Source organism: Kolteria novifilia, assembly GCA_007748055.1.
Taxonomy (GTDB): Bacteria; Planctomycetota; Planctomycetia; order Kolteriales; family Kolteriaceae; genus Kolteria; species Kolteria novifilia.
In genome coordinates this window covers 3988290-4012145 of record CP036279.1, presented here as the reverse complement: position 1 = coordinate 4012145, position 23856 = coordinate 3988290, and the positions used below count along the sequence as shown (strand labels likewise).

Below are 23856 nucleotides of genomic sequence, written 5' to 3'. Positions count from 1 at the left end.
CCCCTCCAGGTTTCGCGGCAACGGAGATGAAACTTTCAGGGGCCACCGCTGGTAAGCTTTCATGTGGTGGCAATCGCTCGCCGCTGCCGGGGACGATCGGTAGGCCCCTCTTCGAGAGAGACGCGATGACGAGACAACGCCAACTGTACCTCTCGATTCTGCTAGCCGTCGCGCTGGTGGCTGGATGGATTGTCCTGGACGCGACCGCGAAGCATCCCGCCGACACTTGGAGCCACGAGCGGACAGCCGCCGCCGAAATCGCCGGCCTGCTTCACGTAGAGTGGGAGGACCGATCGCTCAACCCGGCGAGGCGGGTCGACGACCTGCTGCTCGCTCGGCGCGTTTCGCTGGCCCTCGTCGGCACCGTTCCGTCCCTCGAAGACATTCGGCTGATCCAGTCTTGGCCAGAAGAGACGCGACTTCGGCAGTGGACCGACCGACTGCTGGCCGATCGCCGGTTCGCGGACTACTTCGCGGAACGGCTCGCCAGGGCGATGGTGCAATCGCGCGAGGGAAAGCCCTTCTTTGTCTTCCGCCGACGTCGCTTCGTGGCGTGGCTTGCCGATCAGCTCTCGCAGCGGCGCCCATACGATGAGCTTGTCCGCGACGTCATCGCGTCGGAGGGCCTTTGGACCGACCGGCCGGCGGTCAACTACGTCACCGGCAACGAGCAGTCTCCCAACCGCTTGGCGAGCCGCACGGTGCGGGCCTTTCTCGGCCTCCGCATTGACTGCGCCGAGTGCCACGATCATCCCTTCGCCGACTGGAAACAGGACGACTTTCGCGGGCTCGCGGGCTTCTTCGGGAACACGAAGGTCGGGTTTTTCGGCGTTCGCGAGTCGGGGACCGAGTACCGCATCGAGGACCCCGACGAGAAGGAGGGACTGCTGGTCACGCCAAGCGTTCCCTATGCTCCGGAGTTGTTGCCGAGCCAGGGGCGGACGCGCGAACGGCTCGCCGCATGGACCACGCACCCCGACAACCCGTACTTCGTGAAGGCGTTCGTCAATCGGGTCTGGGCACTGCTCATGGGGAAGGCGCTCGTGGAGCCGGTCGACGATCTCGAGTCGGCGCTGGGCAACGAGGACGTCCTCTCCGCGTTGGCCGATGAATTCCGCGCATCGGGTCACGATCTTCACGAGCTGATCCATGTGATCGTGAGCCTGCCGACGTTCGCCGCGAGTTCGGCCCTTTCCGAGGACGTGACGCTCGACCAGGAAGAGGCGTGGGCGGCATTTCCCATGACGCGCCTTCGTCCCGAGCAGATCGCCCAATCGCTTCAGCAGATCCGCTCCCTGCACACCGTCGATGAGGAGTCGGCCTTCGTCACCAAGTTCGTCTTCTGGGACGAGACGCGAAAGTTTGTCCATCGCTACGGCGACGTTCTCGACGAGGAGGAGCTAACGCCTCGCGGCACGAACCTCCCCCAACGGCTCTTTCTGATGAACGGGCGGGAGACCGACAAAGCGACCGAGGGAGGACTCTTCAATGGCCCGGGACGCGTGGCGATCCTGGCTCCCGACGACGAGACGGCCGTTGACATTGCGTACCTCTGCTGCCTGACGCGTGAGCCGACCGAGGCCGAACGGGAGCACTTCGTCGAGATTCTTTCCGACACCCACGACAAGAGTCGCCAGCGGGCGATTGAGGATCTCTATTGGGCACTGGTCAATTCGATGGAGTTCTCATGGAATCACTAAGCCGGCGTCACTTCTTGGGTACGCTCTCCTTGGCGAGTTTCGGTTGGTGGACCTCGCGAGCCCTAGCCGGAGCCGAACGGCTGAGTGCGGGGCCGTCGCGTCCCAAGTCCCTCATCATCCTTTGGCTCGACGGAGGGCCCAGTCAGCTCGAGACCTTCGATCCTCACCCCGGGACAACGATCGGCGGGCCAGGGAAGGCGGTTGCGACCTCGCTCGCGGGCGCTCAGTTCAGCGAACTCTTACCGCGACTGGCGGAGGAGGCCTCCTCCCTTTCGGTCATTCGCTCGATGGTCAGTGCGGAGGGGGATCATGCTCGGGGTCGCTACTTCCTGAAGACCGGCTATCGCCCCAACCCTTCGGTCGCGTATCCCTCGCTCGGTTCGATCTGTGCCTCGGAGTTGCCGGAAGCGGAAGGGGCGTTGCCGCCCTACATCACGTTCATGTCTGGTCGGGAGGCCCTTGGCGGCGGCGATCTCGGTGAAACCTACGATCCTTTCCGCGTTTGGGATCCGATCCACCCGCCTCAAGATGTCGTTCGGCGGGTCGCCCCCGGCCGGATGAACCGCCGGCTTCGTTCCCTGGAACTGATCGACGGGAACGTTCGTCGCGGTCGTCGTTCGCGGGAAGCTCTCGCGCTGCGTCGGGAGCAGTTCGACAACGCCCTGGCGCTGATGGATTCTCCCCAACTCGACGCCTTCAAGATCGAGGAGGAACCCGCGCGAACGCGGGAGGCCTACGGAGAGACTCCGTTCGGTCGTAGCTGTTTGGCGGCGCGGCGGTTGGTCGAATCGGGGGCCCGGGCGGTGGAGGTCAAGCTCGGCGGTTGGGACACGCATGCGAACAACTTTGATTTGCACAAGCCCCTGTGCGAGTCGCTCGACGCGGGGTTTTCGTCGCTGCTCCGCGATCTTCGAGAACGAGACATGTTGGATTCCACGCTCGTGCTCTGTGCCGGCGAGTTTGGCCGAACGCCGAAGATCAACGGGCTCGATGGTCGCGATCATTGGCCCAAGGGGTTCTCGGTGGCGATGGCCGGCGGAGGCATTCGTCCCGGCCAGGTCATTGGCGCGACCGACCCCGAGGGGACGAAGTCGCCGACCGATCCCGTCCAGGTCTCCGATCTCTTCGCCACCGTCTTGACGGCATTGGCGATCGATCCGGCCGTCGAGTTCGTGACTCGCGACGGTCGGCCGATTCGTCTGAGCGAGGGGACGCCACTCGAGAGACTCCTCGCGACGTGAGGATGTTGTCCGCGGTAAAAGCAGGGTAATTCTGACCCCATCACGAACACCAACCGGTATTCATGTCAGGCCATAGCCTGACCTACGGGTCACTTGCTGACGGAGTCCTGCGGCTTGCGCGATAGTGGTTGATAGAACATCCCTCCCGGCTCATGCCACGGACCTGATGACCGACGAACCCGCTCGGGAGGGGCGACGAACTTGCCTGCACCGTTGCTGCTTCCCAACTTCGGGGCCGAAGAGGGAACGGAAGGACTCGCACGTGTGGCGCCTCTCTCCCTCGCCATGGCTCGTCTTTGGCGCGCGCTCTTCCAGGAGGACGCGACGTTCGTCGACGGGACCGCGCCCGATGAGGCGCTGGCGTTGCCAAGTCCTCTTGCGGCACGTCGCGGCCAACCCCTGATGGATCATGATGGCGTGGGACTGGTTGCTTGGCTCAACACCAAACATGCCGCACGGTTGGCCGCCGAGAGGAGACTGCCGCTCCATGGAGCTTCTCCGGAGATCGTTCGGCTGGTGCACGACAAAGCCTTCGCTCTCGAAGCGATCCGAGAGGCCGGACTCGAGGGATGTCCCGAAGCGACGATCCTCGAACCCGAAGAACTTCGCGATCCGGAAGACGCGCTTCGTTCGGTTCGACGAATGGTCGATCGATGGCCGACAGCCTGCCAGGAGCGCTTCACTCTCAAGCCGAGGTTGGGATGTAGCGGCCGGGGCCGTGTTCCGTGTTCGCTTGAGCATCTCGACAACGAGGAGTTGCGTGGGGCGCTGCCGAGGCTCGTCAAGCGGGGTGGAGCGATCGTCGAACCGATTCGGTCGCGGACAAAGGACCTCTCGGCGGTACTTTGGGTCTCCGCTCCCGACGACGTTCGTCTTCTGGGCACGCTCGAGCAGCACGTTTCCGTTTCCGGTTCGTACTTCGGGCATCGGGGTATCCTTTCCGCGGGTGGTGAGATTCATGCCGCGTCTCCCTTTCGCGAAGAACTGATGGATTCGTCGCGGCGAATGGGAAGGTCCGCGGCGGAGCGCGGCTACCGGGGAGCTTGCGGCGTCGATGCCTTCACCTATCGCGAGGGGGATCGCGAGCGCTTTCGCGCTGGGGTCGAGTTCAACGCCCGCTACACCCTCGGAGCGATCGTGCTCGACGTCGTGAGGCGTTGTCGGGAGCATCTTCGCAAGGCGGGTGTTTGGAGTGATTCGGAGGAGATCGCGTTCGCATTCTTCCTTCAGGAGCCGCCGAGCGGTTGGCCCACCTCCACGGAAATCGCGAACGCCGAGGCCCACTTCGTCCCTCTCTGGCTACCGGGGGATACGATCAATCCCGGCGTCCTGATGGCACGCTCTGACAAGATCTTGGACGACCTCGCTAACGGGAACTCCCAACGGGCGGAGCCATCGTGATGCTCTCGACCATGGGAAAGCAACTCGCCGCGAGAAGCAGCACGAGTAATCCTGCGAATCCCATGATCGTCAGGGTCGCGGAGAAGGTTCGCAGCGTCTGCCACTCGGAAAACCCGCTCATCTTGCCGACGATCCAGAACCCACTGTCGTTCATCCAGGAGATTGGTTTGGACCCGCAACCGATCGCCAGGGCCAAGTAGATGGGAGCGATCCCGAGTTGGCTCGACTCGGCGGCAAGATCCCCGAGAATGCCCGCGGCGGTGACCATCGCGACGGTGGCCGATCCTTGGGCGGTGCGGACCAGCGCCGTGACCCCGAATGCGAGCAGCAGGAGCCAGACCCCGCGAAACTCGTAGTGAAGAACCCACTGCTTGATCTCCTGGCCGACTCCCGTCAGTTGAAGCGCGTTTCCGAAGGCCCCTCCGGCCGAGGTGATCAAGATGATCACGCCACCGCTGGCGAGGGCATGTTGAATCGCTTTGCGGCGGTCGTCGCGATGCTCGGTTCCGTGGAGGACGAGCATGCCGAGCGAGACGGCGGCGGCGAGTGCCATCGCAACGTTGCGGTCGGCGACGAGAGCCAACACTTGAGCCCATGCCGGGTCCATCTTGCGCAGGGGCGTGCCGGTGATCGCCTCGACGATGGTGCCTCCCGCAATCAAGAGGACGGGAAGCACAATCGGCGTCACGGCAAGCGCCAGCGACGGTGGGCGCGAGGGGAGTTGTTCCTCGTCCGGACCTTCGGATTCAAGACGCTGGTGGCTCTCGGGGACGGGGATCGGTCCGGCGCGATCACACCACACGGCGTAGAGATAGCCCACGGTGCTGGTGACGAGACCGACCAGTAGACCTCCGACCATCATGGTGCCCACCGGGATCCCGAGATCAGTCGCCACGAAGAGAGGGCCGGGCGTTGGCGGCACTAGGGAGTGGGCCATGCTGGCACCGGCCGAGATCGTCAAGATGTAGAGTACGTAGTGGGAACGCGTGCGAAGGGCCATCGCTGTTCCCAGCGGAAGCATCAGGTAGAAGATGGTGTCGAAGAAGACGGGGATTCCCAGGAAGAACCCGCTGAGCAGGAAGGCGAGCGCGGCGCGGGTCTCGCCGAAGAGGGCCAGGGTCGCGCGGACGATTCGGTCCGCGGCGCCGCTGTCGAGCAGACACCTGCCGATGACGGCGGCGAGCGCGATGATCAGCCCGATCCGTCCGCAAGCGCTTCCGAAGGCTTTCGCGACGCGGATGCCCGCGGTTTCGTCGACGAAGGACTGAGCGGCCGATTCGGTCCATTCGCCCTTGGCCACCTTCCGCGCCGCGAAGGTCTCCATCGCGCTGCCGGGTGTCATCAAGGTGACCGTGAGCGCCGCGAGGATTAGCGCCAAGAAAGCATGTAGCCGCAGAGCGAGCACGCCGGCAATGACGACGATCACCCCGACGAGCACGATGACAAAGCCAGGCATCGCGAGACGGTTCCCGTGTTCAGACGTAGTAAATAGGCTCCGCCTCAAGAGTGGGCACTGGCTTTGGCTGGCTGCGTTGTCGCGAGACGTTGTCAGTCCGTATCGACGATTCCAGCGGATTCGTCTGTTTCGACTTCCTCGTCCCGCACCAACTCGCTGCCCTCGGGCCGACGACCAACTCTTGAGGCGAATCCTAGCCCCAAGCGGTTGCCATCATAGTCGGAGTTCGGCGTGGCTCGTTAGTCTTACCACGAAGAAAGTATCGCTCTTGGGAAAAGTATTCGCCGCCACGGGACCGCAACTTCCGTGGTTGTTCGGCAGGTTGTCATTCATCGGATGAGGTTTGAGAGTCTCGTGAAATGCCGGGTCGCGTACGTCTGCGAGTTCCCCACGCTACTTGGCGGGGAACATTCGATGCTCGCCTTCCTCAAGGGATCACGCGAATGGCTCGAACCGACGGTGATCGCGCCCGCGACAGGGCGACTTGCCGAAGCTCTCGCCGCACGAGGGATCGATCATCTTCCGTGGTGGGGGGGCGAGGAAGGGCAAGCCACTCTCGCCTCGGGGCTGCGAGAGCGGCGCGTCGAATTGGTTCACGCCAATTCCCTCATGACCGCCGATCGGGCACGTCGGTTGGGCAAGCGTCTAGGACTCCCGGCGATTGCTCATGTCCGCGACATCATGCGACTCTCCGATGGACGCAAGGGGCGCCTCGCGAAGCTCGACGCGATCATCGCGGTCTCGAAAGCCGTCGCGTCGGACCTGATCGCGCAAGGCCTTCCCGGCGATCTTGTCAAGACGATCCACAACGGCGTCGATGGGGCGAGTCTTCGCTCGCAGGTGGTGCCGGGGCGCTTTCGTGCTGAGTTGGGACTCCCTCCCGAAAGCAGGCTTCTCGGTTGCATCGGCCAGGTCGCGCTGCGCAAAGGTCAGGATCTCTTCCTCGAAATGGCCGAGAGTCTGGCCGATCGCGACGGGACGATTCACTTCGTCCTCGCGGGAGCGCGGTACTCCTCCAAGGAAGAGAGCCGGCAATTCGAAGAAGGGCTCCACGAGAAAGCGACGGGAAGTCGACTTCGTGGGCGAGTCCACTTCGTCGGCTACCGAACCGATGTTCCCTCCATCCTGAACGATCTGGATCTCTTGGTGATTCCCTCGCGCCAGGAGCCGCTTTCGCGCGTCCTCCTGGAAGGACTCGCTCTTGGCGTTCCCGTGGTTGCCACCAACGTCGGCGGCATGGAGGAACTTCTCGACCACGGCCGGACGGGGCTTCTCGTCGCCCCTGACGATGCGGCGACACTGGCGGAGGCGGCTTGGGAGCTACTCCGCGACGAACCGCGGCGTCGGGAGCTGCGCCCAATGGGGCCGCGTTGGGTGAGCGAGCGTTTCTCGGTCGAGCGGCAAACCCAGGCGATCCGTTCGCTCTACGAGGACGTGCTTGGACGCTGACTCCCGCTGACGGCGGCTAGCGTTTTGTCAGATCCAAGAGTTCCGGTGGCACTGGCTTCTAGTCGGCCAGTGAGAAGTGTTCGTGCGTTCCCAACCCGAGATCTAGGCTTCGTTACAAGAGTAGGTCGTCGGCCCGAGGGCAGCGAGTTGGTGCGGGACGAGGAAGTCGAAACAGGCGAATCCGCTGGATTCGTCGATGCAGCCCGACAAAGTCCCGTGCCGATGCAGCGAGTCGAAGCCAGAGCCGAGTTTCGAGACGGAGCACTAGTGGTCGACACAGCACTCGCCACTGAGACGCTCGCCGGGTAGGACGCCGCTGAACAAGTCACGTTCGCTTGAGGCGAAGCCCGAGCGGAACCAGGCGTCGTTCGGCGATTTCAAAGAGCCACTGGATTGCCAACGCCATGAGGGCGGCGGGGACGGCTCCCTCCAGAATGAGGCCTTCGTTGTCGAGCCGGATGCCGGTCAGGATCGGTTGACCGTAGCCCCCGGCGCCGATGAGAGCTCCCAGCGTCGCGGTGCCGACGTTGATGACCGCGGCGGTCTTGATACCCGCGAGGATCATCGGCAGCGCCATCGGCAACTCGATCCACCAGAGTCGCCGCCCTGGGGGAAGGCCGAGCGCTTCGGCCGACTCGATCAGGGCGGGGGGAATGCCCTTGAGCCCGGCGTAGGTGTTGCGCACGATCGGGAGCAAGCTGTAGAGGAAGAGGGCGGCGATCGCGGCCTCATACCCGATGCCCAGGAGCGGAATCATGAAGACCAGCAGCGCGAGCGAGGGGATGGTCTGCAGGACGCCGACCGCCGCGAGGATCGGCTGCGCCAGGCGTTCCTTTCGCGAACAGACAATGCCGAGCGGAATCGCGACCGCGAGGGCTCCCGAGAGGGAAGTCACGACCATGAAGAGATGTTCGAGCGTGAACCGTCCGAGCTTCTTGAGCCACTGGGCCCAGGTCCCGCCATCGACGTAGGTCGACTTGATGCCGAAGGTTCGCTCAAGGAACTGGGCGGCGACGAACTTGCCGGGAACATGATCGACGAGGACTTCGCCGTTCATCCGTCGCATCTCGGTATCGGAGATGGCTCCTTGCAATCGCAACATCGACGCGAGGGCCTGGGGCGCGGTCGCTTTGAGTTTGGTGCGGTAGAGCAACACCGCATCGTAGCTGGTGAAGGCGTGCCGGTTGTCCTCGAGGACGACGAGATCGAGATGCTCGATCTGCGGATCGGTCAAGTAGAGGACGGTGACGTCGATCGAGCCGCTCTCGAGCGCCCGGTAGGCCAAGTCGTGCTCGAGGCCGACGACGCTCCGCTGCGGCAGCTTGTAAACCTGTTTCAGGTAGGGCCAACCATCCTCGCGATCAAGAAACTCGCTGCTGAAGCCGAACTTCAACTTCGGGTACTTGGCGAGATCGGAGATGGTCTTGAGATTCAGACGTTTGGCGGTTTCGGGCATCACGCCGATGCCGTAGGGATTGCCGAAGCCGAGCGACTGGCTCATGCTGATGCCGTGTTCGGCCAGGACGCTACGAAGTTGTTTCTCGCTGATGATGTGCTTGTCGGCGAGGATTTCCTCGGTGATGGTGCCGGTGTAGTCGGGGTAGATGTCAATCTCGCCATCGAGCAGCGCGGACCAGAGAATGCGCGTCCCCCCCAGTTGAGGATACTCCTGGACATCGGCGCCGGCAGCGCGCGCGAGATCGGCGAGCATGTTTCCCAGCACGACCGATTCGGTGAACGCCTTGGTGCCGACGGTGACGTGTTCCTGATCGGCGGCGCCGGCGGCGGGCGAAAGCGACGACGCGGCGACTAGCGCGAGCGTCAGGAGGGATGAAGGTTTCACTCGGCGGCCTCCTCGATATCGTCGATCGGCGTGCGGTGGGCGTTGACGAACTGGGTGACGAACTCTTCCGCGGGATGCTGGATCAAGTCGCGGATGCTTCCCCGTTGGACGATGCGCCCATCTCTCATCAGGAGGATCGAGTCACCGAAGAAGGCCGCCTCGCCGAGATCGTGGGTCACGAGCACGACGGTCTTCTCGAGTCGCAGGAAGATCTCTCGTAGATCTTCCTGCAAGTCGTAGCGGACGAGAGGATCGAGAGCCCCCAGGGGTTCGTCCATGAGCAGGACGTCGGGGTCGAGCATGAGCGCTCTCATCAAGCCGACGCGTTGTCGTTGGCCGCCGGAGAGTTGAGCGGGAAAGCGATCGAGACCGTCGACGGGAAAGCGGGTCAGCTCGGCGAGTTCCTCGGTACGTTGTCGTTGTCGCAGGCGGGGCCAGTGTTGGTAGCGGGCCATCAGCGCGATGTTCTGCCGTGCCGTCATATGAGGGAAGAGCCCACCCTCCTGAATGACGTAGCCCATGCGTGGCCGAATCTGCGCGAGGTTCTTGGCCTGGACTGGAAGCGACTCGAACTCGATCTCGCCCCGGTCGGGTTCGATCAAGCCGATCATCATGCGGATCAGGGTCGACTTGCCACAGCCGCTCGGGCCGATCAAGACGGTGGTCTTGCCCGGTTCGACGTCGAAACTGACGTCACGCAGCACCTCGAGCTTCTCGTAGGTCTTGACGATGTTACGTAGTGAAAGCATGCCCCATCCGGGTCGTGAAGAAGATCGCACGTCGATACCGTTGCCGGTCCGCCCTAGGGTGACGCGGCTGACGAAGTCCACAGCCCGCGGCCGGCCGATCTGTCCTGCCGATCATACGGCGATGGGAAGCGGGATTCTTCTGTCAATAGGATGTCACCAATCGGATGGCGAGGGGCGCAGCCAGTATCGCGTCAACGATCGTTCGCCAATCCAGAGCACCAGCGCCGCGGCGATGACAAGGGGATACAAGCTCTTCCAGCGGCGATAGCCCTCCACCCGCGCGGTCCGTCTCATGGCGGTTCCAAGGTCATCGACGAGTGCCGGCAGGTTCCGAAGATCCTCGGCGTGAGCGAACTCACCTCCCGTGATTCGCGCGATCGCCCTCAGGCTTTCGAGGTCTTCGGGCGCGGTGGAATCGTCGCCGACGCCGACGACGTTGATGGCGACGCCGAGCGCTTCGGCGATCCGGGCGGCGCGGCCGGCGGAGAGGGCCTCCTTGACATTGTGGGCGCCGTCGCTGAAGAGGAGGATCTTGCGGGGAAGGAGTTCGGTCGCGTCGAGTCCTGCGAGCGCCACCGCCAGCGCGTCACCGATGTTGGTCTCGTTGTCTTGGGTCGCCACCTTCATCGCGCCAATCAATTCGGAGATCGCGCCGATGTCCATGGTCGGCGGGGCGACGAGCGTCGGCCGGCTCGCGAAGCCGACGACGCCGACCAGGGTCGACTCGGGAGCGAGGTCGTCCAGGAGCACGCGAGCACTTCGCTTGACGCGGTCGAGTCGAGTAACGGGCCCTTCCGGCGATGGAATCTCGACGCCCATACTGCCGCTGGTGTCGATCGCGAGCATAAGCGACTGGGTGGGACTCGTTTGCGCCGAGGTCGGTTCGGCCCGTTCGGGACCGGCGATCGCGAGCACCAGCAGCGACAACCAGGCGGCGCGAAAGAGCAGGGGAAGCCAGAATAGTCGCTGGCGCAACGTCGGGCGCGTCGAGCACGCCAGGAGCGAAAGCGAGGAGTAGACGAGCGCCGGACGCCGGCGCGTGGCCGACCAGGCGGCTAGCGGCACCAAGACGAGAAGGAGCAGGCTTTCCGGGTGACTCAGTCGCAACATTCAGACGCTGGGGGCTCTTTCGTCGAATTCGTTTTCCCCGCCCGCCGTAGGGGCGGGGGATCATGCCATTGTGGACCACGCACGAGCTGGGACGCATCGCTTTTCAGGTCTTGCCACGATTGCGTCCGTTGGACAGGATAGGAGGTGCGCGGAGAAGGATCCAAAGGCGACTTGACCATTTCGGGCTCGCAGCCAAGGAGTCGATCGTGGCGGAATCGGAAGGAGAGGGCGGTGGTGGAGGCGACGGGGAAAGCCTCGGGCTGCTTTGGCTCTACCTGGTTCTCTTCGGTTTTTGCCTCTTGATGCTCATCGTTTGGGCCGCGCTGAAGACGACCTACTTCCAGTCGTGGGGGGAGTGGTTCCAAAAGACCGTGTAGATCTCCCCCCCTCGATAGGTTTCCTAACGCAACCCGTCGGCTTCCGCTTGTTCGAGCAGGTGGAACTGGCAGGTCTCTTCCTCGTAGAAGAGTTGTTCGTCGGTCGGCAAACTTTCCGGATCGATCGACAAGAGCCGCAAGGGGTTCTCGAAGCCGATCAACCGCAGTTGTTGTTCGGAAAGCAATTCGAGCGACGCCATGACGTTCATGCAGTCGAGCATCGTCGCGGAGGACCCGACTAGACACCCCTTCGACGGATTGTGCAAGCGCCCCGACGGCTCGAGGATGACCTCGTTGCTGAGCGTGCGGTAGCGTCCTGGCGGGCACCCGGCGATGGGGGCCGCGTCGGAGACGACGACGAAGTTGTCAATCCCTTTGACTCTCAGGAAGATCTTCAGCAGTTCCTTCGGCAGATGGTGCCCGTCGGCGATCACCATCGCGGTCAGCGCGTCGTTGGCGAGGCCGGCCCAGATCGGGTTGCGGTGCCGATCGAGAAGGTTGGGGACCCCGTTGCCCAGATGCGTCAGCGCCGAGGCACCCGCGAATGCCAAGCGGTCGAGGTCCTCGTTGGTCGCCATGTGGTGGCCAAGAGAAACCGCGATCCCCGCGTCGACGGCGAATCGGGTCAGCCCCTCGGCTCCCGGCGCATCGGCCGCGATCGTCAGGAAGTTGACCTTGCCCTGGGCGAGTTCCAAGAGGCGTTCGAGTCGCTTGGTGCTTGGCCGTTGGACCAAGTCTTGATCGTGAGCACCGACCGCTCCCGGCTCCGGCGAGAGGAAGGGCCCCTCGAGGTGAATCCCGAGTAGTCGTCCGACGAACTCGGGCCGCTCCATTACTTGCGCGATGAGGGGGAGGTTGCGTTCGTAGACGGCCCAGGGGCTGGTGATCATCGTCGGGAGAAAGGCGGAGGTGCCGTGGGCCAACACCTCCCGGCAAGCGTGCTCGCAATCCTCCTCGGTCAAGTCGGGACTTGAGAAATCGATCCCCAAGTAGCCGTTGACTTGGAGATCGACGAAACCGGGAAACGACGTGGCAGTAGTCAAACCTGAATCCCCCCTTGAGCGCTGAGCGAAGAAGCCGACGCGCGATCGAGAAACAATCGACAATCGGCGTGTTTTTGCAAGATCGATGCCGGCACCTCGGGGGTGACGGGGCCTTCCAAGGAACCTCGGACCGCTTCGGCCTTGCGTTCGTCGGGGACCGAGCAGATGATCGTCTCGCTCGCCATGATGCGATGGACGCTCATCGAGATCGCTTGGGACGGAACGTCGTCGAGCGTGGCGAACCAGCCCTCGCCGACTTGTTGCTTCCGGCAGTCCTCGTCGAGGTCGACCACGAGGTAGGGATCGGTGGTCTCGAAATCGGCCGGCGGATCGTTGAAGGCGAGATGGCCGTTCTCCCCGATGCCGACGAGGGCGACGGCGATGGTCCGATCGGAGATCAGCTTGCCGAGTCGTTCGCACTCCGCTTGGGGATCGGCCGCTTCGCCATCGAGGAAGTGGACCGCGGCGAGCTCGGGGACCTTCTTCACGAATCGATCGCGGAGGTAGCCTCGAAAGCTGGCCGGATGGTCGATCGAAAGTCCGAGGTATTCATCGAGGTGGAACATCGTCACCTTCGACCAGTCGATGTCGGGGGCGGCGATGAGATTGGCGAGCGTGTCGAACTGGCTGGCGCCGGTCGCCAGGATGATGGCCGCCGAGCCATCCTTCGCCAGTTTCTCCCGGATGATTCCCGCGGCTTGTTCGCCGGCCGCTTGGCCCATCTCGGCACTCGATTCGTGAACCACGACTTCCATCAACACAGACTCCGTTTCATGTACCAATTTTCGAAAGCCAACGCATCCACTCGGACGCAGTCGACTAGAAGAGCTTCAACATCAGTGTCGCGGCTCCACGGATCGCGACGATCGTCACCACGACCAGCCCGATCCAGCCCAGAACCTTCATCCATTTCGGCGCGGGCTCGGCTCCTTCCTCCGAAGGAGCGTAGGAGAGCCAAAGCAAGATCGCCCCGAGAACGGGGAAACCGAAGACCGTCAGTGCCTGGGCGAAGATGATCATGGGGACGGGCTTGAAGCCGACCAACTCGATGCCGAGCGCGACGCCGAACCCGACCAGCAGCGTGACGGTGGTGAAGGTTCGTGGCCAGCGCTGGTCCATGTTGCCGCCCAGGCCCAGACCGTCCGAGAGAAGGGTGCCACCGATCATCGAGTTCCCGAGGAAGGAACTAAAGGCGCCCGCGAAGAGCCCAATGGAAAAGAGGAGGACCGCGCTGTCTCCGAAAAGCGGCTCCAGCGCCGTGGCGACATCGGTCGCACTTTTGATTTCCACGTCTTGAAGGACCGCGGCGGCGGTGGTCATGATCATGAGCGAGATGCCGCCGAGGACGCTGATCCCGACGGCGGTGTCGATGAGGCCCTGCTTGAGGTTCGCCTTGGTCCAGCCCTTTTGCCTGACCAGATACGCTTGATAGAAGGCGCCGGCGACGGAAAAGGTGGTGCCGATCAAGGCTTGGACCGGCCAAAGATGGTCGATCATTTCGCCGTCGACACGCTTGGGCAGCAGGGAGGAAGCAGCTTGTTCCGGCAGCTTCGGGATCAACCCGTCGAGGAAACCCAAGATGCTCGGTTTCGCCATGATCATGTTTCCCGCGAAACCGACGATCATCAGGCCGACGAGAATCATCATCAGCTTCTCGAGGTACCAATAGAGATGCCGGAAGCCGAAGAGACTCGCCACGACCACGACGTTCAGCCCCGCCAGAGCGAGTACGCGAACGATCGTGCTGGCTCCGAAAGGCTCGAGGGCGGCGAAGATCGCCACGTTGTTGCTGAACTGGAACGAGGCGCAAACGAGGAACATGCAAAGCCCGGTGAGGAAGGCGGCCGGACGCCCGAGCCGTCGAGCAAGTTCTTCGCAAGGCGAGTGGGCGTGGGAGAGACCGACGCGCGCGGCCAACGCGGTCATGCCGATCATCAAGATCACCGCGAGCACCAAGACCCAGGAGAGCGAGTAGCCGAACGTCGAGCCGACTTTGGAACTCGTCAGGATGCTGCCCGGTCCGAGCACGATCGACGCCGTGATGATCGCGGGACCGATCGCGGTGACGATGCGCCAGGATCCCGTGGGACTCGGCGGAGAGCCGGTGCTGGCTGGCTGCTGGGTGGTCGTCTCACTCACTACGAGCATCTCCGTCGCGGCTGGGGCGCTGGGCTTGGTTGACGATCTCATCGACGAGGGCGGTCGTCGCGTGGGCCTGCTTGCCGACGAGGCGCAGACGATCGGGTTTTCCCGAGGCGCGGTAAGCCGCCTTGGCGAGCTGCGTGCTGTCGGGCGTTTCACCCGCGAGCAACAACTTGCCGGGCGCGATCAACGCCAAGAGTCCGGGAAGATCTCGGTACTTGACGGCGCCCGGAAGAAACATCGGGTCGTCCAGGCGATTGACCTCGGAAAACCGAAAGCCGCCGGTGTCGATCGCGGTCACATCGACCGCATCGCCCGCCTGCGCCTTCGCCGCGGCGACGAGGGGACCGGCGGTCTTGCCGACGCCGAGAAGGTGAATTCGCTCGGCGCCGTGCTGATCGGTTTGGATGAACTTGATGATGCTCAAGAGGTCGTGGACCCGTTTGGCGAAGAGCGAGTAGTTGTACCCGAAGGTGTACGCCGCCGCCTTCTGCCAATCGCCGCGACCATTGCCCTGATGGCCGAGCCGAGTCCGCTCTAGCGGCTTGCCGTCCTCAAGGAACTCGCCCTGGAAGAGCAGGTCGGCGCTGATGACCGCGAAGCCCGCATCGAGTAGCTTCTTCGCCTCAGACGTGGGATCGCCCTTCTTGTCGAGAAGTTCGGACTTGCCCTGCTCTTGGACCCAGACGACGACCTCCTTGTTCCAATTCTCCCGCGGATAGAGAAACAGCAGGGGAAGTTGCTCCTTCTCGGCGGGCATCGAGATCAAGCCGGTCATTAGGAGGTAGTCGCCGCGATCCTCCTTGGCGACGAGTTCGTAGTCGGTCTGGCCAACGTCGCCGAGCCGACGACCGAGAAGGACGTCGAAGGCGCCGCCGACGGTTTGCCGAAAGGCATCGAGCGACCCCGGACCGTTCGGGGCAACTTGATCGAGCGCCCGGTCGGACTCCTTCGTGAACCAACCGGTGATCGCCGTTTCGTGAGCGGTTCCGACCTGACTTCCCGACGGTTTGGGGTGCTTGTCGTTCCAAACGGTCATTTCGTCGATCGAAAGGGGAATAAAGTCTCGTTCGAGGACCGGTTCGACGTACCCGAGTCCGAGGTGTTTGTTGAGCCAGTTGTAAAGGAAGGTCCTGCTGATGGCGTTGTAGTTGTGGTTGAAGTGGGTCGCGATGCGGGCGTCGACTCGTTTGGGGTGCCCGAGCATCTCGTAGAGAGCCTTTAGCTGGGGTAATCCCTTCGTCTCGAGTTCGACAGTCCAGTCATTCGCGGCCGTCAGGCCGAGTGGACGCGGCGCCGCGAGGGCGGCGAGGTCGATGTTGCCGGCTCCCACGCGCAGGAAGCAGGCATTCTCGCAGGTGCAGCCTCCTTGCATCGCCGTCGATACCATCACCGCAGGCAGGAGGACGGCGGGGCGATCGTCGAGCGCGCCGAGCATGAACGTCTGCGTTCCTCCGCCGCTAGCGCCCGTCACCGCGATCTTCTCGGGATCGACATCGGGCAGGGCGGAGACGAAATCCAACGCGCGGATCGAGTTCCACGACTGCAACCCCATCATGTTCTGGAGTCGGAGTTCCGCTTGCGCGGTGTGGAAACTCCATGCCTCCGGAGTGTCGACGCGGTCGGACTCGTCGAAACCTCGGTGTGGGAGTTGAACGCTGTCGGCGTAACCGACCATGTCGTAGTTGAAGACGACACAGCCCATTCGCGCGAGCTGGACGCAGCGGGCTTGGATCGGAAACCGTCCCCCCAATTCGAAGCGTTCGTCGCCGGCGGCAATGAGTCTTCGGACATTCGCGGAGCCTGCATCGTAGAAACGGCCCTGGGGCCAGTGTCCATGGGGAGTCAACACGGCCGGTCGTCGGCCCGTTCTGCCCAATGGTCGGTAGAGGCTCCCCGTGACGAAGTGCCCCGGCAGTGACTCGAGGATGACACGTTCGACGGTGTACTCGTCGCGAACGACCTTGCCGTGAACCTTGGCGTTGAGAGGAGTACGAAAGGGCATCGGCCAAAGCCCGGTGGCGACCTTGGTCTGTCGGCGAAGTTGGCGCCGCCGCGCCTCCCACTGCTCGGGCGACTCGACTTCCTTGAACGGAAAGTAGCTATCGAGACTCCGGAGCGGACCAAGCCGTTGGTCCGCCGGTCGATCTCCAGACGAGACCGCCTTGGGGGCGCTCGCCGGAGCGGCGACGAGTAGACTCGCGATCGCGGCGACTAGCGGAATGATCGGCATGGTCCATACCCTCTTCTTTATTGGGACGCCCGCGGGCGGAGACACGATGTCTCGTCACCTGTTTCGAACGAGAATGTTTCGCTTTTGTACGTCTCCATCTACTGCTGGGTTCCATCGATCGGCTTGATGGGGAAGAGTTCGCTGGGGTCGTGGGCCTCCTTCATCGCGGTTCGAATGCGCTCGACGACGTCGGGATTGGCTTGAGCGACGTCGTTGGTTTCTCCGATGTCGGCGTCCAAGTCATAGAGTTCGATGCGGAGCGGATCGGGGTTGTTCTTTTTCAGCATGTTCTGCCGGATTCCCTTCCATTTGCCCATTCGGACCGCCTGCTGACCGCCGTAGGAGGGGAACTCCCAGTAGAGGTAGTCGTGTTCCTTCTGCTTTCCGGGTTCGCCGAGGAGCGTCGGGGCGAAGGAGATGCCGTCAATGCCCTTGGGCGTCTTGGTCCCAGCGAGCTGAGCGATGGTCGGCATCAGATCCCAGAACGCACAAAGGTGGTCGGAGGTGGAGTCCGGCTTGATATGCCCGGGCCACTTCGCCACCAGAGGGACACGAATGCCTCCCTCGTAGAGACTTCCCTTGAGCCCCCGCATCGGCCCGGCGGACTCGAAGAACTCGGAATCGGATCCTCCGAGCCGCTCGTAGGTTGGGCCATTGTCCGAGGTGAAGATGACCAGCGTTTCGTCATTCAATCCCAACTTGCCGACCAGGGAGAGGATCTTGCCGATGTCGCGGTCCATGTGGGTGATCATCGCGGCGTATCCCGCTCGCGGCGTCGGGTGCTGCAAGTAGCCTTTGTGCTTGTAGTCCTCTTCGGGGATCTTGCCGCGATACTCGGCGACCGACTTCTCGGGAGCTTGGATCGAAAGATGGGGGATCGCGAAGGGCAAGTAGAGGAAGAAGGGGCGATCCTTGTTCTCGCGAATGAATTCGAGGGCGACCTCGGTGAACTTGTCCTGGGAGTAGGTTTCCCCGTTGAGCGTTCGATCGTTGCCTGGCAGGACCTCCTTCTTGTGGTTGCGCCAGAGGAAACGCGGGTAGTGATTGTGGGCGTGGCGCTGGCAATTGAAGCCGTAGAAGAGATCGAAGCCCTGTTTGTTGGGATCGCCGCTGGTCCCGAAGTGGCCGAGCCCCCACTTGCCGATGGCGGCGGTGGCGTAGCCCTTCTGCTTGAGGACTTCCGCGAGGGTCACCTCGTCGTCGGGAATCGGTCGCTGGCCGTCGAACTCCCAGCCGAACTTGCTGGCTAAATGATGCAGGTGTTTCGCGGCGTTGTTGGTGCGGATGAACGCGTGCCCCGGATGCTTGCCGGTCATGAGGCAGCAGCGGGCCGGAGCGCAGACGGCGTTTCCGGAGTAGAACTGGGTGAAGCGGATGCCTTGGGCGGCGATGCGATCGATGTTCGGGGTCTTGATCCACTTTTGACCGTAGCAGCCAAGCTCGTGATAGCCGAGATCGTCGGCCATGATGAGCACGACGTTGGGTGGGCGGCTGTTTTTCTCGTTCGCCGCGACCACGCTGGGGAGGAGAAGGAGCAGAGCGAGGAGCGAGAGGGAGCGTTTCATGTCATCTCGTTCTTGGTGGGCGCGCGCCGGTTGGTCCTGGCGGTGGGAGAACAGGGCGGTGAATCGTTTGGTCATGATGATTTCTCGTGACATCGAGTCTAATCGCTCATTTCGCCAGGTCAAGTCAACTGTTCGATCTGACGGGCGCATTTCTCCTCCGCCCAGCTCAAGAATGGTCGGCGGGAGGGACAAACAGCCAGAATTGCATTTGAAGTATCTCCTTCGCCTGCCGGACGTTCAACAGGTTTGGCTTGCAATCTCGCCGTCGGCAACAGAGGATGGGCCTCGACCGATAAACGCGAGCCACTGAATACGTGCCCCCTCGGACACGAGCCAGCTATTTTCCCGCTTGGGCAAATGCCAAGGTCACGACACTCAGTCGCTCCGGATGAGACTCTCCTGGCTCCGGCCACAAGACGATTTTCCTCGCTAAACCTGCCTAGTTGGGAAGCTTTGATGAAGTTGTTCCGCATGCTGAGTGGCCGTCGCCCCTCGTTCTTGCTCGCTGTTTTGCTTTGGTTGGGATCGCTTTGCGGACCACCCGTCGCGTTTGCCGCGGAGACCCAAGCCCCGGTTGTGCCTGGGTTTGAGCGTTTTTACGGACCCAACGCCAGTGCCCCGCGGGACCTTGTCGCTGGCGGCAAGCTCCTGATGAGCGAGCTGAACTGCTCGTCGTGTCATCAGCTCGACGCCGCCTGGCTCGGTCCGATTCCGCCCAAGAAGGCTCCGATTCTCGATGCTGTCGGCAGCCGGGTGAAGCCCGAGTACCTCCGGAACTTCCTTTCCAATCCGCACGAGACCAAGCCCGGGACGACGATGCCCGACATGCTCTCCGACGAGCAGGACGAGGCTCGGGCGGAGAAAGTCGAGGCCCTGGTCCACTTTCTCGCGTCGACGGGCGCCACCAAAGAAGGCTCGATCGATCCCCAGTCGATCAAGCGTGGTAGCGGTGTGTTTCATCGGGTCGGGTGTGTCGCTTGTCATGGCTCACGCCGCACGGGAGCGGAGAAGCTCGCCAACGCGGTGCCGCTCGGCGACCTCGACGCGAAGTACACCCGCGATAGCCTCGCGACCTTCTTGGATGATCCGCTGAAGGTCCGCCCCTCGGGCCGAATGCCGGCGCTGGGGCTCAACCAGCGGGAACGGAACGACTTGGCCTCCTACCTGGTGGGCGAGTCACGGGTGGCTCCCAACACTCGCTACCGACTCTATGAAGGCAATTGGCCGGGGCTGCCCGATTTCACCGCGATCGAGCCCGCGAAGAAAGGCGAGTCGCGCGGATTCGACTTGGAAGTCTCTTCCAAACCCGATCATTTCGCGATTCAGTTCGAGGGATTTCTTCCCATTCGCGAGAAGGGAAGCTACCGCTTTCACCTCGGTTCCGACGACGGCAGTCGACTCTTCATCGATGGCCAGATCGTGATCGACAACGACGGGGTCCATGGCTTCGAAAGCAAATCGAAAGAGATCGAACTCGACGCCGGCATGCACGCAATCGCCGTCGATTACTTCGAACGTGACGGTGGGGCCCAGCTTTCGGTGGAGTACGAGGGGCCAGGGATTTCGCGTCGGCCTGTCGATAGCGCCTTGCTGATGACCCGCGATTCGGTTCCGCCGGAGCAAGCGATCGCCGAAGCATTCAAGGTCGATGACACCCTCGTCGCGAAGGGTCGCGAGCTCTTCGTCTCCGAAGGTTGTGCCTCGTGCCACCAGATGACGATCAACGGGGAGCGGTTCAAGCCCAAGGATGGTTGGACGGCGATCGTCGACCTGTCGATGCGGGACGCTTGCTTTATCCCCTCTCGCGACGAAGTGCCGTATTTCCCGCTCAGCGAGGCTCAACAAGAGGCGATCGGCGCCGCCATGGCGGATCTCAAACAGAACGCCGAACCCCAAGCCAGCCCCGCTGGCGAGAAGGAGACCATCGCCCAGACGATGTTGGTACTCAACTGCTACGCCTGCCACGCGCGCGACGGCAAAGGTGGGGTGCAAGAGCCCGTCAACAAGTTCTTCGCCACCACTCAAAAGGAGATGGGGGACGAGGGACGGATCCCACCGCCGCTCGACGGAGTCGGGGACAAGCTCCGTCCGCAATGGCTACAGCACGTCTTTGCCCATGGAGCGAAGGATCGGCCCTACATGCGAACGATGATGCCGAAGTTCGGCCAAGAGAACGTCGCCAAGCTGACCGAAGCCTTTGCCAAGGCCGACTACGTCGAACCGAGCGCCGAACCGGAGATCGATGTCCCCGATCATCGGCTCAAGTCGGTCGGACGTCACATGGTCGGAGCCAAGGCTTTTTCCTGCATGAAGTGCCATAACTTCGATCCCTACAAGGCGACCGGTGTCCAAGCCCTTGACTTGACGACGATGACCAAGCGGCTTCGCAAGGACTGGTTCCGTCGTTACTTGCGTGAGCCGAACACCTTCCGCCCCGGGACCCGCATGCCGACGTCGTGGCCGAAGAATGGTCAGAGTCCCCTCTACCTGCCGGACCTCGAGACCGATTGCGACAAGCAGATCTTGGCGGTTTGGAGCTATCTCGAGGATGGCAAGAAAGCCGGCGTTCCCTACGGCTTGATTCCCGATCCCATCGTTCTCAAGGCGGACAAGGCTCCAATCATCTACCGCAACTTCATCGACGGAGCGGGGGCCCGCGCGATTGGGGTCGGCTACCCGGAGGGGGCCAACCTCGCGTTCGATGCCGAGCAGATGCGGCTCGCCCTGATCTGGCATGAGGACTTCATCGATGCCTCGCGTCATTGGTCGGGTCGTGGTCAAGGCTACCAACGTCCCGAAGGGGTCCATCTGCTGTCGTTCCCCGGAAGCGCCTCCTTCGCGACGCTCGCCGACGAGAAGGCTCCGTGGCCGAACGCCCCCGCCCGCGAACTCGGGATTCGCTTCAAGGGCTACAAGCTTGATGAAGCCGGTCGACCGACGTTCCTCTATCGCGTCGATGGGGTGAAGGTCGAAGACACGCCGACGCCGGTCGCCGGAGACGCCGAACCGAGCCTCAGACGCGAATTCTTGCTCGAGTCGTCCGAGCCGCAAAATGGGCTGACCTTCCTGGCCGCATCGGGCAAGACGATCACGAAGGCCGACGATGGAACCTACCTCGTCGACAACGCCTATCGGATCAAGATCGAGGACGCCTCGACTCGTATGCGCGAGTCGGATGGCAGGAAGCAATTGCTCGTTCCCATCACGTGGAATGGCGACAAGGCTCGGTTCGCGATCGAGTACATCTGGTAGCCCGACTCACTCGAACGCGGTCAAAACTTTCAAACGATACCAAGGAATCGGACGATGATTTTCGACTTCGCGCGTCAGTTGACGATGGTGGCATCGCTTCTTCTTGGGGCGGATGCCGACGCTCAAGCGAACGCTCCGACCGAAGCCGACTACTATCCCTTGATGACGTTCGACATTCCAAAGGATCTCATGCTTGAGGCGGGGGATATTGAGCTCTTATCGGATGGTCGGCTCGCGATTTCCTCTCGGCGCGGCGACATCTACCTCCTGGAGAACCCGTTCACCGACGATCCCAAGGACGTCAAACTGACCCGCTACGCTCAGGGGCTTCACGAGGTACTCGGGCTCGCGGAACGCGACGGGGCCCTCTACGCCACCCAGCGCGGCGAACTTACGCGGATTCGCGATCTCGATGGCGACGATCGAGCCGACCTGTTCGAGACCGTTTGCGACGAATGGGGCATCAACGGCGACTATCACGAGTATGCCTTCGGCTCGAAGTTCGATCCGGAGGGGAATCTCTGGGTCACGCTTTGCCTGACCGGCTCCTTTAGCAGCCAGAACAAGTATCGCGGATGGTGTCTGCGCATCGCCCCGGATGGGACGGTCTTGCCGACGTGCAGCGGTATCCGTTCTCCCGGCGGCATGGGCATCAACCATAAGGGAGAGGTCTTCTACACCGACAACCAAGGGCCCTGGAACGGAACCTGCTCGCTTCGCCATCTCGAGCCCGGTTCGTTCCAAGGTCACCCAGCGGGCTTTCGCTGGTATGAGTCGACCGACGCGATCGGCAAGAAACCCCCGGAGCCGAAGAGCGGCAGCCGACTCTGGGTCGAGGCCGACAAGATCCCCGAGTTGGTCCCGCCGGCGGTTCTCTTCCCCTACAAGAAGATGGGGCAGTCCGCCAGCGGCATCGCGTGTGACACGACGGGCGGGAAGTTCGGGCCTTTCACAAACCAGTTCTTCGTCGCCGATCAACGGGCGAGTACCGTGATGCGCGTCTTTCTCGAGAAGGTCGACGGTCGCTACCAAGGCGTCTGTTTTCCCTTTCGCGAAGGATTCGGATCGGGAACGCTCTGCCTGCTCATGTCGCCGGAGGGTCATCTCTTCACGAATGGGACCAACCGCGGTTGGGGCTCGATCGGGAGCAAACCCTTCGCACTCGAACGGATGGATTGGACCGGCAAGGTACCCTTCGAGGTGCTAAAGATGCGGGCGCGACCCGATGGCTTCCAACTCGTCTTCACTGAACCGGTGGACCCCGACACCGCGGGAGATCCCAAAAGCTACGAATTGCAGGCCTATGCCTACATCTACCAAAGCAGTTACGGCAGTCCGGAGGTCGACCACTCCAAGCCGACGATCAAGGAAGCGGTCGTGAGCGACGATCACCGCGAGGTCCGTCTCGTCATCGACGGGCTGAAGCGCGGCCACGTTCACGAACTGCACATGGACGGTGTTCGGTCGGCGAAGGCGTTGCCGCTGCTTCACCCCGTTGGTTATTACACGCTCAACAATATCCCGAAGGACTCCCAGGAGTCTGGCGAGGAGCCGGTAACGACCGCGATGTCCGCGACGGAGAAGGTCGACGAGTCGCATCGTCCTCTCTTCAACGGCAAGGATCTCTCGGGCTGGAAGGAAGTTCAGGGCAAGCCGGGCTCCTTCCGCGTCGAGGATGGGGCGATCGTCGGCCGCCGTGATCGAACGAAGAAGACGGCGTATTGGTTGAGTACCGAGGACAAGTACGGCGACTTCAACCTGCGGCTGGAGTACATGCTCGAGAAGGGGGGCAACAGCGGGGTTTTCATTCGCGCTCCCCATACCGGCCGGACCTCCAGGGAAGGGATGGAGATTCAGCTTCGCGACGACGGAGCGACGAAGGGGAAGCCGTCGTCGGGGCACACGGGCTCGATCTACCAGGCCGTCGCCTCCAACGAGTTCGTCTCACGACCGGCGGGAGAATGGAACGAACTTGAGATCGACTGTCGCGGGGACCGCGTTCGGGTCACCCTCAATGGCAAGACGATCAATGATGCCGATGTTTCGCAAGTGGAGAAGTTGAAGGATCGGCCGCGCGAGGGCTACATCGGTCTCTCGGCGCACACCAACAACGTTCGTTTTCGAAACATTCGCCTAAGACCCTACTCCCGCTCCGAAGACAAGGCGAAGACCTCGCGCTGAGGTCGGCGCCCGTACATTCCAGACGAGGCCGTCGACGTTGCCGCTCCCCTGGACGGCGCGGCAGCGCGACACGGGCCCTCAAGGTGTCGATTTCACGGGAAAGCTCCGCTCGAG

General features: G+C 62.7%; 16 protein-coding genes. 7 read left to right on the top strand and 9 right to left on the bottom strand.

The genetic code is table 11. From position 1 onward, the window contains the following. The first annotated feature begins 125 nt into the window (after positions 1 to 125). The 3 genes from Pan216_RS14740 to Pan216_RS14730 all read left to right on the top strand — a co-directional run bounded on the left by Pan216_RS14740 (position 126) and on the right by Pan216_RS14730 (position 4342). A complete protein-coding gene (locus tag Pan216_RS14740; RefSeq protein ID WP_419192538.1) occupies positions 126 to 1700 on the top strand; it encodes a DUF1549 domain-containing protein in 1575 nt (524 codons plus the stop codon). After that, on the top strand, positions 1688 to 2941 hold the full coding sequence (locus tag Pan216_RS14735; protein WP_145258824.1) for a DUF1501 domain-containing protein: 1254 nt from the start codon (positions 1688 to 1690) through the stop codon (positions 2939 to 2941). Before Pan216_RS14740 ends, Pan216_RS14735 begins: the two co-directional genes overlap by 13 nt. A gap of 201 nt (positions 2942 to 3142) precedes the next feature. Then, on the top strand, positions 3143 to 4342 hold the full coding sequence (locus tag Pan216_RS14730) for an ATP-grasp domain-containing protein (protein WP_145258822.1): 1200 nt from the start codon (positions 3143 to 3145) through the stop codon (positions 4340 to 4342). Here Pan216_RS14730 and Pan216_RS14725 read toward each other — a convergent pair. Continuing rightward, a complete protein-coding gene (locus Pan216_RS14725) occupies positions 4308 to 5798 on the bottom strand; it encodes a GntP family permease (RefSeq protein WP_145258820.1) in 1491 nt (496 codons plus the stop codon). The genes Pan216_RS14730 and Pan216_RS14725 overlap by 35 nt on opposite strands. Positions 5799 to 6212: 414 nt before the next feature. Between Pan216_RS14725 and Pan216_RS14720 the strand changes: the two genes are divergently transcribed. Beyond that, positions 6213 to 7247: a glycosyltransferase family 4 protein gene (locus Pan216_RS14720; RefSeq protein ID WP_419192537.1), complete on the top strand. Its 1035-nt coding sequence runs from the start codon at positions 6213 to 6215 to the stop codon at positions 7245 to 7247. A gap of 325 nt (positions 7248 to 7572) precedes the next feature. Here the strand turns inward: Pan216_RS14720 and Pan216_RS14715 are convergent, their stop codons facing one another. The 3 genes from Pan216_RS14715 to Pan216_RS14705 all read right to left on the bottom strand — a co-directional run bounded on the left by Pan216_RS14715 (position 7573) and on the right by Pan216_RS14705 (position 10949). Next, entirely contained in the window at positions 7573 to 9090 is a 1518-nt protein-coding gene (locus tag Pan216_RS14715; RefSeq protein WP_145258816.1) for a glycine betaine ABC transporter substrate-binding protein, read from the bottom strand. Then, complete coding sequence (locus tag Pan216_RS14710; RefSeq protein WP_145258814.1) at positions 9087 to 9839, bottom strand: ATP-binding cassette domain-containing protein; 753 nt, start codon at positions 9837 to 9839, stop codon at positions 9087 to 9089. Before Pan216_RS14710 ends, Pan216_RS14715 begins: the two co-directional genes overlap by 4 nt. 153 nt (positions 9840 to 9992) lie before the next feature. Continuing rightward, entirely contained in the window at positions 9993 to 10949 is a 957-nt protein-coding gene (locus Pan216_RS14705; protein ID WP_145258812.1) for a vWA domain-containing protein, read from the bottom strand. Positions 10950 to 11155: 206 nt separating this feature from the next. Between Pan216_RS14705 and Pan216_RS28375 the strand changes: the two genes are divergently transcribed. After that, positions 11156 to 11326 (top strand): hypothetical protein, encoded by a 171-nt coding sequence (locus tag Pan216_RS28375; RefSeq protein ID WP_419192536.1) that lies wholly within the window; start codon positions 11156 to 11158, stop codon positions 11324 to 11326. Between the two features lie 23 nt (positions 11327 to 11349). Here Pan216_RS28375 and Pan216_RS14700 read toward each other — a convergent pair whose 3' ends face one another. The 5 genes from Pan216_RS14700 to Pan216_RS14680 form a co-directional block, all read right to left on the bottom strand. Beyond that, a complete protein-coding gene (locus tag Pan216_RS14700) occupies positions 11350 to 12369 on the bottom strand; it encodes an N-acetylglucosamine-6-phosphate deacetylase (RefSeq protein WP_145258810.1) in 1020 nt (339 codons plus the stop codon). Further along, positions 12366 to 13124, bottom strand: a complete 759-nt coding sequence (locus Pan216_RS14695) for a glucosamine-6-phosphate deaminase (protein WP_145258808.1) — start codon at positions 13122 to 13124, stop codon at positions 12366 to 12368. Before Pan216_RS14695 ends, Pan216_RS14700 begins: the two co-directional genes overlap by 4 nt. Before the next feature lie 64 nt (positions 13125 to 13188). After that, positions 13189 to 14508, bottom strand: coding sequence for an Nramp family divalent metal transporter (locus Pan216_RS14690; protein ID WP_419192535.1), 1320 nt, complete (start codon positions 14506 to 14508; stop codon positions 13189 to 13191). Then, positions 14501 to 16744, bottom strand: a complete 2244-nt coding sequence (locus Pan216_RS14685) for a dienelactone hydrolase family protein (RefSeq protein WP_145258804.1) — start codon at positions 16742 to 16744, stop codon at positions 14501 to 14503. The genes Pan216_RS14690 and Pan216_RS14685 overlap by 8 nt, the downstream gene beginning before the upstream one ends. A 98-nt stretch (positions 16745 to 16842) precedes the next feature. Then, on the bottom strand, positions 16843 to 18309 hold the full coding sequence (locus tag Pan216_RS14680; protein WP_145264004.1) for an arylsulfatase: 1467 nt from the start codon (positions 18307 to 18309) through the stop codon (positions 16843 to 16845). Between the two features lie 456 nt (positions 18310 to 18765). On the opposite strand from Pan216_RS14680, the gene Pan216_RS14675 reads away from it, so the two are divergent. Beyond that, positions 18766 to 21561 carry a c-type cytochrome gene (locus tag Pan216_RS14675; protein WP_419192534.1) on the top strand — a complete coding sequence of 932 codons (2796 nt, stop codon included), beginning with the start codon at positions 18766 to 18768 and terminating at the stop codon, positions 21559 to 21561. 54 nt (positions 21562 to 21615) lie between these two features. Beyond that, a complete protein-coding gene (locus Pan216_RS14670) occupies positions 21616 to 23742 on the top strand; it encodes a 3-keto-alpha-glucoside-1,2-lyase-like domain-containing protein (RefSeq protein ID WP_145258800.1) in 2127 nt (708 codons plus the stop codon). Positions 23743 to 23856 lie beyond the last annotated feature (114 nt).